This is a genomic window from Halomicrobium sp. IBSBa, assembly GCF_017612575.1.
Taxonomy (GTDB): Archaea; Halobacteriota; Halobacteria; order Halobacteriales; family Haloarculaceae; genus Halomicrobium.
Genome location: NZ_JADPQC010000001.1, coordinates 722,028 through 734,006, shown reverse-complemented (window position 1 = coordinate 734,006; position 11,979 = coordinate 722,028). Strand labels below are relative to the sequence as shown.

Genomic DNA, 11,979 nt, shown 5'->3' with positions numbered 1-11,979 from the left:
CACCGGCACGGCCGACGCGAGTCGCCGGCTCCTGGCAGCTCACTTTTTTGCGGATCGGCCACTGTGGGAATATCCGATCGCCGACAGTGGTACGCCCATGACCATCGCTAACACGAATCCTCGTGCCATCTGGAACCCGGCTGTCAGCAAGGACGATCGGTAGATCTCCAGGAGCGCACCCCAGACGACCAGGGAAAGCACGACTAGTCCGATACCACTGATCAGTCCGAGGATCGAGCGGGCTCCGAATCCCATACCGACGACGAGCATCGCGGCCATCGCCAATCCACCTGCCGCCAGAGTGAGCACCCCTCGCCAATGGGCCACGAGAGAGAATTGCCCGGGTACTGGACCGTGATGGAAGCCCACGGCTGCCGTGAACGCACCGTATCCGAGACTGGCCAGGATGGCCAAAAGGACACTCGATTTGATCGTCAGTACTCGCCGTTCGCCGGCCAAGAGCACGAAGCCGAGGACCAGTGCCGACAGAAACAGGTAGACCGAACCGAGCTCGATAACACCCGACAGGAGCGGTATTTCACCCAGGCGATGGAACGCGATGTTCCCTGCTATCAACACGATGCCGAGGGCCAAGGTACCCAGCAGTGCGCTCGAAACGGATCGCTCTTCGTTCATGCACCAACGATTCGCCAAGGAGGAAATCACGTTTCCGGTCGAGTGTGGGGTGCAAGAAACGACTGTGAGCTACTTTGCATCCTCCCCAGCCGGGAGATCCCGCTCGTCGCGCTCCCCGACCGCCTCGGCGTCTTGCTCGGTCACGCGGATCCCCTTGGAGGCGAGGTGGCGCATCTGCTGGCGGACGAAGTCTTCCTCCTCGGTGCCCCGCGTCGCGAGCAGGTAGAGCTGTGCGTCGCCGACGGGTCGCATCGTCCGGCCGGCCCGCTGTGCCCCCTGTCGGCGCGATCCGCCGAGGCCGGAGGCGACGATCGCCAGCTCGGCGTCGGGGAGGTCGATCCCCTCGTCGCCGACCCGAGAGATCACCAGGGTGTCGCGCTCGTTCCGGCGGAAGTCGTCGAACAGCCGTTCGCGCTCGGCGTGGCGGGTCTCGCCGCTGATGAAGGGCACGTCGAGTTCGTCGGCGATGGCCTCGCCCTGGTCGAGGTACTCGACGAAGACCAGCGCCTTCGCGTGGGGGTGTTCGGCCAGCAGGTAGCGCAGTTCTTCGATCTTCGCCGGGTTCGTCGCGGCGGTCTGGCGGCGGCCGTGGCCCACGGCGGAGACGTACTCGTCGGCGGTCGCGTCGTCGCTCCAGGGGACGAGGCGGATCTGGACCTCCGGCTCCTGGACGAAGCCGGCGTCGAACAGCGCCGACCAGTCGGTGCCGATGGGCGGCCCCACGAGCGTGAAGATCTCCTCTTCTCTGTCGTCTTCTCGAACCGGCGTCGCGGTCAGTCCCAGGCGGTGCTTGCCCTGCAGGCGGGCGCTGCGGCGGGCCACGTCTGCGGGGATGTGCTGGACCTCGTCGTAGACGATCAGGCCCCAGCGCCGTTCGTCGAACAGCTTGCGGTGGCGGTCCATCCCGGCGGTCCGGTAGGTGGCGATCGTCACCGGCCGGATCGTCTTCTCGCCGCCGTGGTACTCGCCGATCTGGCTCTCGTCCAAGTCGGTGTGTCTGAGCAGTTCCTCGCGCCACTGGCTCGCCAGCTCTCGGGAGGGGACGAGAATCAGCGTCTCGCCGCCGAGGGCTTCCATCACGCCCATCGTCGCGACGGTCTTGCCCGATCCCGGCGGGCCGACGAACACTCCCGACCCTTGCTCCTGGAAGCGCTGTACCCAGTCGGCCTGGTAGTCCCGCAGCGGCAGGCCGAGTTCGACCGACAGCGCGTCGCCGTCTTCGAGGTCGCGGTCGTCCCGGACCGGATAGCCCGCCTCGTACAGCGTGCGCTTGAGCTGGGCGGTCTGCTCCTCGTTGACCCACGACTCCGAGTCCGAGATCGGCGCGCGCAACACGTCGTCGGCGAGCTTCTGGCGGGCGACGTTGCCCATCAGGTCGTCGTTCTCGGCTTCGAGGACGGTGTAGCCGTCCTCGTGGGTCACGAGCCTGAACTTCCGGGCGCGTTCCCACTGGCTGCGGACCCACTCCTGCAGGTGTTCGGAGCGCTCGCCGACCACGTCGTGAATCGTCGCAAGCAGGTCCGAGAGCGACTCGTAGGGGGCCTGCCACACGTCCTCTTCGCGGATCTCGTAGATCGCGCCGCCGGAGCGGTTCGTGTCGACGAGGTGGGCGAACTGCGAGAGCTGTGCGCGGGTGAACTGGTCTGCGTGTTCCACGACGATCTCGTGGCGGTCCGGAAAGAGAATCACCCGCTCGCGGTCGGTCACCGCGTCCAGGTCCGGCGGGTAGTAGACCGCTTCGGCATCAGCCACGTCCTGTCGTTCCAGCTCGGCGTCCTCGCTCAGTCGCGCCAGTGCCTCGCGAGCCGCGTCGGTAGTGAGCCCGGTCTTGCCGGCCACTTCCGCTGGGGTGAGGTGTGGTTTGCCGACCGCGTCGATAGCGTCGTACACGTCGGCGACGGTCAGCGTCTCGGGCTGGTCGCCCGCGTCGTCACCGCCGGCCTCGGCGTCGTCCTCTGTGGTCACTGGGGATGGGTATCGGCCCGACGAGTAAACACCTTGTGTCACTGCCGCGGGCGACGCATGCGGATTCTCGCGCCGTTTCCCGGTCGACGACGCGCCGTCTCACAGCAGGCCGTGGGCCTCGATCAGCCGCCGGTAGTGTTCGAGATACTGCTCGCGGACGGCGTCGTGGTCGTACTCGGCCAGCGATTCGTCGATCGTCTCGTGGGGGTAGTCGCCGCTCGCGACGATGGCGTCTGCCATCTGCTGGGTGCTCGTGACCCGGAAGCTGCGCTCGCGGTGTTCGATCAGTTCGTGGGCGCTAGAGCGGGCCTGATACTCGACGATCCCGATACAGCCACAGGCGAGTGCCCACAGCAACTCGCTGGCGAAGTACTCCCGGTAGGCCGTCTGGACGAAGACGTGTGCGCCCCGGTAGATACTGATTCGCTCCTCGCGGTCACAGGCACCGACGAACTCGACGCGGTCCTCGATGCGCAGGTCGCGGACCTGTCGCTCGTAGTCCTCGCGGTAGGGTCCGTCGCCGACGATCTTCGCAGACCAGTCCCGTTCCCGGAGCTCTGCCAGCCCGAGCAGGAGGCTCTCGACGTTGGCGCTCTCGTCTAACGGGTGAGCGAAGGCCACGTCGACGGTCGCCGCGGGCTCGGTGTCCCGGATCTGTGCCATGTCGATGCTCTCGGGGACGATCGCCGTCTGGTCGCTGCTGGCCCCGTGTTCTCGGACGGTCGTCCGGACCATCTCTGAGGGCGTGACCACGCAGTCCGGGCTCTTTGCCGCGCGGTCGACCAGTCGACTGGCACCGATCGCCTCGTCGCCGAACCAGTCGACCAGTACGGGGGCACGCGTGATCGTCCCGCCGACGCTGGCCCCCACGACGCCACCGGGCGGGCGCGGACTGGCGTGGATCACGTCCGGCGGGTGACGAGCGAGGCGAACGGGCAGGCGCGTCGCGAACGCTGCCGCGTTCGGCGTCGCCGTCACTGCGCGGTAGGTGATGTCCTCGGGCTCGAAGGTCCGCTGGTCGCTGTCCCACCAGCGAGCGCAGTAGATCGTCACCTCGTGGCCCCGCTCGGTTAGCTGCTTGGCGACGCGTTCGAGTCGGCGGGCCCCCTCGGTGTCCCGGTGGTGGGTCGTCTCCATGGCGACGAACGCGACGCGCATACCTGACGGTCAACGTGGCCCGTGAAAAATCCAACCGTTGCCGGGGCGTCCGTCGGTCCCGAGACGTGCGCTCTCTTGCCGAAATCCACAAAGCATTTGATTCGTCTCTGCAGCCGTCCGTACATGGCCCCGCTAACGCCCCTCCTCCGTCCGGATAGATACTTCGCAGACCACGAGCCGACGTTCGATCGCGGTCTGGTCGTCGCTGCGCTGGTCGTGGTCGGCACGCTCGTGATGGTGGCCGGACTCGGTGCGGTCTTCACCGCGAAAATCGACGGCACCGTGATGGTCGACAACCCAGATCGCCCGTCCGAGCAGTTCTGTGACGGGCGGATGAACGAGAGCTTCTCGGAGACGAACACGACCTTCGGCTGTGACGAACCGGCCGAGATCGAGCGTAACATCGACGTGATCATCGACGAAGCGATGGGGCAGTTCTACGGCCCGGTCCTCGTTGGCGCTCCAGTCTTCCTGTTCGTCGTCGCCGGACTGCTCCATCTCGGGACGGCGCTGGCCGGCGGCCGGGGGTCGTTCGGCAACACGCTGACGGTCGCCGCCTGGGGGTTCGCCCCGACACTGGTGACGATGCCCCTGGCGATCGCGGCACTGTGGGTGACGATGGATCCCGTGACCATCACCACGGGGATGGAGCCCGCCACCTTCCAATCGATGCTGCTTGGCCGGATCAACGAGTGGGTGCCGATCGCGCTGGCGCTCAACGCCGTCGGTTCGCTTTGGGGTGCCGTCATCTGGGTGTTCGGGCTCGAACGCGGCCGGAACGTCTCCCGAGGCGGGGCGGCCGTCGTCGCCGGCATCGTCGCGCTCCTGTTGTTCGTGATCGGGCTGGCCTAGGGGCTCGACGTTACAGTTTGTCTGCTGGGTCGGTCGGGTGTGCGATACTCCACGCGTTCGCAGCACCCAGACTCAGATTGACCGAGAGGCCACCGGCACCGCCGGAGATGCCCTGTATCGACGAGGTCGGCGAGCCGGCGAAGGTGTGCGTGTACGAGCCCCAGATCGTGCTCGGTTCGCCGTCGTCGCGCAGTCGGAACTTCGCGGTCAGGCTCGCGGACGCACTCGGCAGCGAGTCCCCGGCCGCGGCACCGAAGTCGTTGTGATTGACGATATCGACCGTCCCCGCGAGGGCGTCCTGTGCGACGTCGTCGGAGGTGAACTTCGCCGAGTGACGTTCCGTCGCGCTGACGCTTGGCTCTCCGACAGGGGCCCAGTCGCCGTTGATGTACCCGATTCCGATGGCGTCGTCACACCACCAGGAGTTCCGGATGGTGCGGTTGAGCCCCTCCAGTGTCATCCCGACCGCGACCCACACCTCGTCGCCGCCCGCGTCGCTGACGCCGACGACCAGTTCCGAGTCCGAGTTTTCCGGATCGTTGTACGTGTACTCCGGTTCCACGTCCTGTTCGGTGGTGGAATCGTTCGTCTCTGCCGCGACTTCCGCTCGCACGTCTTCGTTGACCTGGAAGTCCCGTGTCGCCTCGACCGACGGCTCTAGCCGGAAGCCTTCGAGTGCGCGAGTCGCGCCCTCGGACCCGTTTCGCACCAGTCCCTGGTGGAACGCCTCGCCGACTACGTCGGTCGTCGGTTTCTGTGACTGTCGCTGTGCAGTGACAGCACCAGTAGCTCCGACAGTCGCGAGCGAACCCGCAGTGAGGAGGAATGTCCTTCGGTTTGGCATTGCAGTTTCATCGACAGCTGGTGACTATAAAATACTTCTAGATCACATATCTATTATTTTATTTCTAACCTGTAGACATATATACTCTCAATACTGCACCGCGCTCAGCGAGCGCCAAACCGTTTTACTCGCGCTCGCCAAGACATCTGACGTGTACGATCTCGAACGCTATCTCAACATCAGATCTGCGACCGGGGCGACGCTCGGGCCCGACGGACAGCTCGCCTTCCGGATGAACACGACCGGCACGTTCCAGCTCTGGAGCGTCGACGAACCGGGCGGCTGGCCCCAGCAGCGCACCTTCTACGACGACTCCGTGTCCTTCGCCTCGTACTCGCCCGAACGGCCGGAGCTGATCTTCGGCAAGGACGAGGGTGGCAACGAGCGGCTGCAGCTGTTCCGGCTCGACGCGGACGGCCAGAGCACGCCACTCACCGACCGGCCGGACGCCAAGCACCGATGGGGCGGCTGGAGCCACGACGGCGAGCGGTTCGCCTTCGCCTCGAATCGCCGCGACGAGAGCGTCTTCGACATCTACGTGCAGGGTCGGGACGACGACGAGGCCACACTGGTCCACGAGGGCGGAGGCTGGCTCACCGTCGGTGGCTGGTCGCCCGACGACTCGAAGCTCCTCGTCGGGGAGGCCCACTCGAACGTCGACCAGGACCTCTCCGTGCTCGATCTCGAATCCGGCGACTTCGAGCACCTCACGCCCCACGACGGCGATGTGCGCTACGGGAGCGCCCAGTGGGCACCCGACGGCGACGGCGTCTATCTCGTCACCGACAGCGATGCGGACCTGCGCTGGCTGGCCCGCCTCGATCTCGACGGGACGCTCCGCGAGGTCGTCTCGGACGACGACTGGAACGTCGACGGCGTGTCCGTCGACGTCGATACCGGACGGCTCGCCTACTCTCGGAACGTCGACGGCTACACGGACCTGACCGTCGGACGGTTGACCGACGAGACCACGATCGAGGCGTTCCCCACGCCGGACCTGCCCGGCGGGATCGCTGGCGGCGTCTCGTGGGGACCCGACGCCGATCGGTTCGCGGTGACGGTCACCGGCCGGACGGTCAACAGGAACGTCTTCGTCGTCGAGACCGAAACGGGCGAGGCCACGCGCTGGACGCACGCCTCGACGGCCGGCATTCCCGACTCGACGTTCGTCTCGCCGGAGCTGGTCCACTACGAGACCTTCGACGGCCGGGAGATTCCGGCGTTCTTCTCGCTGCCGCCGGCCGAGGGCAGAGACGACGACGGCGTCCCGGTGATCGTCGACATCCACGGCGGTCCCGAGAGCCAGCGCCGCCCCTCCTTCTCCGGCCTCCAGCAGTACTTCCTCTCGCGTGGCTACGCCCTGTTCGAGCCCAACGTCCGGGGGTCGAGCGGCTACGGGACCGACTACATGCAACTGGACGATGTGGAGCACCGGATGGACAGCGTCCGCGACATCCGTGCCGGCGTCGACTGGCTCCACGATCATCCGGCGGTCGACCCCGACCGACTGGTGGCCAAGGGCGGCTCCTACGGCGGGTTCATGGTGCTTGCCGCGATGACGGAGTACCCCGACCTGTGGGCCGCGGGCGTCGACGTGGTCGGCATCGCGAACTTCGTCACCTTCCTCGAAAACACCGGCGACTGGCGACGGTCGTTGCGCGAAGCCGAGTACGGCTCTCTGGACGACGACCGCGAGTTCCTCGAATCCGTCTCGCCGATCCACAGCGCGGACCAGATCGCCGCGCCGCTGTTCGTCATCCACGGCGAGAACGATCCCCGCGTCCCGGTCGGCGAGGCCGAACAGATCGTCGACGCGGTCCACGAGCAGGACGTCCCGGTCGAACTGCTGGTCTTCGACGACGAGGGCCACGGGATCGGCAAGCGCGAGAACCGAATCGAGGCCTACACGCAGGTCGTCGAGTTCCTCGACGAACACGTGTGAGACTGCTTCGCCAGCGTCTTCGCTACTGCTGATTGTCAGCTTTCGACGTACCCGTCACCGGACTCTTCAAACGTCCACCCATCAGTAATAAATTCGCCCTCTGAGCCGACATGAACGACGAGGACTCCGGTCTCTCATGGATGACCTCAGTCGCTGCGTCCTGCGTGTATCCCGCGGGCCCGCTCCGGAGAGGCATCCACTGGTACCGACCATGACCGAAGGTATGCCACACAGTACGACACGTCTGGTACCACGAGTATGCATAGTGTTAAAATTCACACCATTGTGCGAGGATCTCAGGAGTCCACGTAGCCGTCTTCTGTATCCTCGAACATCCGCTGCCCTCCCTGACCGATAACTCCTCCGTCCGGACCGGCGTGGAGGGTGTAGACCTTCGACGGTCGCTCGTTCCACTTGATCGTCGTCTCGTATTCGTAGTACCGATACTGTTGCTCTCCACTGTTTTTCGAGCGCGCCGTCATTTCGAGTCTCGACGACCGCTGTTCGTCACCAGCGCTCGAATAGGGAACACAGACGATTTCACAGGGTGGAAGCTCCGCCGACAGGGTTCCTCGAAATACCGTCTGGTTTCCGCTGTCGCTCAAGATGTTGACGGTGTTCGTGCGCTTTTCTTGACCCTTATTAATAATTTCTGTCGATGTATCTTGTGTGTGTCCGGAAGATTTGCCCGAGGAGAGACAGCCACTGGTACCGACCATTACTGCAGGTATACTGTATAGTACGGTACGTCTGGTACTAGGAACCATATATTATTCAATTTATGACGAGTATTTGACATATCTGTCTACTTCCTTTTGCATCATTCGGAGTCTTGAGGGAGAGTCGGAACAACTGCGGTTGGTGGGTTAGTCATGATATGGGTTGGTTCTTGTGTTTCGTCGCTAAGATTCATCGCATTCGTGTTTGTGTTTTCTTTAACACCCCACTTGTTCCTCTCTTTTCTCGACATATTTTCCACTCTCGGGATTCCATCTGCCCCTTCATCTGTACTGGCAATCCCTGGGTCTCATACTACCGGCTGTCACTTCGTGAAGATCTTCGCCACCCCGGGGTGGCGAAATCACTCGCAGACTTACAGCCGGTAGTGTCAGGGGCTTTTTACTATAGTAGCCATTGAAAATCAATGCACACCCGATCGCACGACAGCAGTGCGATCGGTGTGTCAATCGTTTCAATTGTTACTATAATGTTGGTTAGGTTCTACCGTTGATGCCTGGCATTGATACTGCTACGGCTTTCTCAAAAGGAGACAACGACTGACCGGTTTTATCTGACCGGACGCACAGTAACTGGTACGAGAATGGTGAGTCGGTCTCCAGACGTGATCGGCGACGGGATCGAGTCGCTCCAGCAGCGCCACGGTCCCTTCCCGGTCAACCAGACGACGCTCAGCCTCTCACCGGCGGCGTATCGCGACGCCGCCGAACGCGCGCGCGACGGGTTCGCGGACGTGTACGTCCGGGTGGAGAACGACGACGGCGAGGTGTTGCACGTCCAGAGCGAGGACCGCAAACGGGTCCCGCGCTGTGTCGGCGGCAGCGAGAAGTCCCTCACCGAGCGGGCGCGCGACGCCGTCGCGGACGCGACCGGCGTCGACTGTACGATCGACGAGATCGTCCGCGTGACGATTGCCGGCGTCCGCAACGCCGAGGACACCGACGCCGAGACCGTGTACCGACTGCTCGTCCTCGTCGACGCGGTGTACGACGGCGGCCAGACCGAGCGGGGCGTCTGGACAGCCGAGTCGGCGATTCCCGAATTCGTGTAGCCGTCGTCACACGGACGATTCTTCGGTCCAGTCTGTCCGCAGTAGCAGGCTCTCGGTACGTCTGTGTGGGCATCGACCTTTTTCTGCGTCGGGTTTCCTCACTCGCTGCGCTCGTTGCGGGAACCGCTCCTCGAAAAACGTCGGTGAAAAAGGCCGACGGCTCGACCACCGGTCTCGCCGTCGATGAACTGCGCTCGCTTCGCTCGCGCGGATGCTGGTGATCCGTGTATCGCCTACACTGACCAAACGTTTGTTGTCGCATCCGGACGACCGAGCGGTCCGGCGGACCCAGTGGGTCGCCGGCAGACGCGCTTTTTGCGCGAGTGGTGGCGAGCATGGCGGGCCACCCGAAGCGCAAACTGGTGGGATCTAGATAACGCCGGTGACGGTCGCGGCCTCGCGGGCGGCGGGCTCGCTCATCCCGTCGCCCAGGATCGTGTAGCGGTCGCGGATCTCGTGGGCGGTCGTCAGCGCTTCCAGGACGGTGTCGTCGTCGATCCCCAGCTCGTCGGCCGTCGTGGGCGCGCCGATCGAGGCCAGCGCGTCGCGAACGTCGATCCACTGCCCTTTCGCGCCGCTGTGGAGGTACTCGGTCATGATCGAGCCGACGCCGACCTGGTGGCCGTGGAGCGCGGCGTCGGGCGCGATTCGGTCGAGCTGGTGGGAAAAGAGGTGTTCAGCGCCGGAGGCGGGCCGCGAGGAGTCAGCGATCGACATGGCGACGCCGGAGGAGACCAGCGCCTTGACGACGATCCACGACGACTCTTCGAGCCCCTGCTTGATCGAGCCCGCGTTCTCGACGAGCATCTCCGCGGTCATCCGGGCCAGCTCGCCCGCGTACTCCGAGTACTCCACGTTTTTCAGTCGGTGCGCCAGCTGCCAGTCCCGGACGGCGGTGTAGTTCGAGATGATGTCGGCACAGCCCGCGGTGGTCAGCCGCCAGGGGGCCTCGGCGAGGATCTCGGTGTCGGCGACGACGGCCAGGGGCGGCTCAGAGGCGACGCTGTGGCGCGTATCCCCCTCTGGGACCGAGCCGCGTCCGGAGACGATGCCGTCGTGACTGGCGGCGGTCGGCACGGAGACGAAGCCCAGGTTCAGCTCGTCGGCGGCCATCTTCGCGATGTCGATGGCCTTCCCGCCGCCGACACCCAGCAGGTAGCCGGCGTCGACCGAGCGAGCGGTCTCGATGACCGACTCGACGGCACCGAAGCTGGCTTCCTCGACGATCACCTCGGCCGGATCTGCGTCGGCGTCCTCGAACTGCGCGACGACGCGCTCGCCGGCCACGCTGTACGGCGTCGGGCTGGCGACGATCAGCGGCCGCCCGGAGAGGTGGATGTCCTCGACGGCCGCGACGGTCTGGTCGAGGACGCCGTGGCCCACCACCACGTTGTGGGGGAGCCTGATCCAGCTCGTTTTGTCGAACATACCCGTGGGTGGTCAGCCAGGCGTGAAAACACTTGTCGTGGCCGGCGATCGGCCAAGGACGGCAGGTCGGTCGCGTGACCGACGCGCGCACTCGTCGATCGTCACCCCGTTTTTTACCGAGTGGGACAGAACTGAACGGACATGGCAACGACGGGCTCACTCGACGAGAGTCGCCGCCCGCTGGCCACGGAACTGCTGATCGTCGTGGCGGCGCTGCTGGCGGTCCAGCTGTGGACCGGGACGCTGTGGCAGCGGGTGGTCGGTCCCGCCGTCCGGAGTCTCTCGCTGGCCGACGCGCTCGGTGTCGACGGCCTCGGTGCCTTCCTCGCGAGTTCGTTCGTCTACAGCGGGCCGCTGGTCGCGAGCGTCGTCGTCATCGCGGCCGTCTACGTCCGTGCCCGAAACGTGCCCGTCGGCACGGCGCTTCCGGGTCGATCGGATCTGGCGATGGTTGCGCTGGCCGTCGCCACGCCGCTCGTCCTGATCGGCGTGACGGACCTCGTCGGCAACGTCACGAGCGTCCCGTTCAAGACGCTCGTGCTCACGGCCTACGCCGAGCGGGCGTCGGTCACCTTCGCCGCCGGCACGACGCTCGCCAGGGTGTTCGTCGCCGTCCCGCTGGCGCTGGTGCTCAACCAGGTCCTCGTTCAGGGGAGCTTTCGATCGATCACGAGCAGTGACACCGCGATCGCCCTGACGACGCTGCTGGGTGCGTTCGTACTGGGCGATCAGGGACTGGTGGGCGGCATCGGTGAGACCTCGAAGTACGTCGGCGTCGGGCTGTTCGCGCTCGCCTCGCTCGCTGTCCACGTCTCCTGGAGACGCTTCGACGCCAGGTGGATCTGGGCCGTCGCCGCCGTTCCCGCGGTGCTGTTCGTCGTCCTCTCTGGGGTCCAGTGGGTCGCCTCGATCGACTCCATCGCTGCGGGACTGTACGGCCTCGCCAACGTGGCGACGCTCGGAGTGGCCGCCTACACCTACGAGCGGACGGACTCGCTGCTCGTTCCGGCGCTCGCGTACGCGTCACTGCTCGTCGCCAGTGAGGCGGTCGTGTTCCTCTTCGAACCGGGGCCGCTCTGGTAGCGACTCGGCGACGAACTGGTAAACACTCTATAACAATCCGTCTGGGCCGCGAAGAACGGGTGTCATGTCCTGTGTGAACTGCGACACCGACACTCGGGCGTACACGCTCAGAGCCCACGTCGACGACGCCGACTCGGACGTGGATCTGACGTTTTGCTCGACGGACTGCCTGGACCAGTGGGTGTAATACTGCCGGCTGTCACTGTTTCACGATATTCGCGACTACGGGGTCGCGAAATCCGTGACAGACGTACAGCCGACAGTATAAGGTGAGGCGCTCGG

The 11,979-nt window shown here is 65.1% G+C and carries 10 protein-coding genes; 4 read left to right on the top strand and 6 right to left on the bottom strand.

The genetic code is table 11. The annotated features are described in order from the left end of the window. Positions 1–39: 39 nt before the first annotated feature. The 3 genes from IL252_RS03825 to IL252_RS03815 all read right to left on the bottom strand — a co-directional run bounded on the left by IL252_RS03825 (position 40) and on the right by IL252_RS03815 (position 3,759). Complete coding sequence (locus IL252_RS03825) at positions 40–636, bottom strand: hypothetical protein (RefSeq protein WP_208626789.1); 597 nt, start codon at positions 634–636, stop codon at positions 40–42. Between the two features lie 69 nt (positions 637–705). Further along, on the bottom strand, positions 706–2,601 hold the full coding sequence (locus IL252_RS03820) for a DEAD/DEAH box helicase (protein ID WP_208626787.1): 1,896 nt from the start codon (positions 2,599–2,601) through the stop codon (positions 706–708). Between the two features lie 99 nt (positions 2,602–2,700). Beyond that, positions 2,701–3,759 carry a glycosyltransferase gene (locus tag IL252_RS03815; RefSeq protein ID WP_153554146.1) on the bottom strand — a complete coding sequence of 353 codons (1,059 nt, stop codon included), beginning with the start codon at positions 3,757–3,759 and terminating at the stop codon, positions 2,701–2,703. A 123-nt stretch (positions 3,760–3,882) separates the two neighbouring features. Here IL252_RS03815 and IL252_RS03810 point away from each other — a divergent pair, with 123 nt between their 5' ends. Then, complete coding sequence (locus IL252_RS03810; protein ID WP_208626785.1) at positions 3,883–4,611, top strand: Yip1 family protein; 729 nt, start codon at positions 3,883–3,885, stop codon at positions 4,609–4,611. A 10-nt stretch (positions 4,612–4,621) separates the two neighbouring features. On the opposite strand, the gene IL252_RS03805 is transcribed toward IL252_RS03810, so the two are convergent. Beyond that, positions 4,622–5,455 carry a hypothetical protein gene (locus IL252_RS03805; RefSeq protein WP_170095122.1) on the bottom strand — a complete coding sequence of 278 codons (834 nt, stop codon included), beginning with the start codon at positions 5,453–5,455 and terminating at the stop codon, positions 4,622–4,624. Positions 5,456–5,606: 151 nt separating this feature from the next. Between IL252_RS03805 and IL252_RS03800 the strand changes: the two genes are divergently transcribed. Then, on the top strand, positions 5,607–7,397 hold the full coding sequence (locus IL252_RS03800; RefSeq protein WP_208626784.1) for a S9 family peptidase: 1,791 nt from the start codon (positions 5,607–5,609) through the stop codon (positions 7,395–7,397). Between the two features lie 296 nt (positions 7,398–7,693). Here the strand turns inward: IL252_RS03800 and IL252_RS03795 are convergent, their stop codons facing one another. Next, positions 7,694–7,879, bottom strand: a complete 186-nt coding sequence (locus IL252_RS03795; protein ID WP_208626782.1) for a hypothetical protein — start codon at positions 7,877–7,879, stop codon at positions 7,694–7,696. Positions 7,880–8,718: 839 nt separating this feature from the next. Between IL252_RS03795 and IL252_RS03790 the strand changes: the two genes are divergently transcribed. Then, the gene (locus IL252_RS03790; RefSeq protein WP_208626780.1) at positions 8,719–9,186 is read left to right on the top strand and encodes a hypothetical protein; all 468 of its coding nucleotides are present in this window, start codon (positions 8,719–8,721) and stop codon (positions 9,184–9,186) included. 369 nt (positions 9,187–9,555) lie between these two features. Here IL252_RS03790 and IL252_RS03785 read toward each other — a convergent pair whose 3' ends face one another. Further along, entirely contained in the window at positions 9,556–10,614 is a 1,059-nt protein-coding gene (locus tag IL252_RS03785) for an NAD(P)-dependent glycerol-1-phosphate dehydrogenase (RefSeq protein WP_170095117.1), read from the bottom strand. 141 nt (positions 10,615–10,755) lie between these two features. On the opposite strand from IL252_RS03785, the gene IL252_RS03780 reads away from it, so the two are divergent. Beyond that, a complete protein-coding gene (locus IL252_RS03780) occupies positions 10,756–11,697 on the top strand; it encodes a hypothetical protein (RefSeq protein ID WP_208626778.1) in 942 nt (313 codons plus the stop codon). The last annotated feature ends 282 nt before the right edge of the window (positions 11,698–11,979 follow it).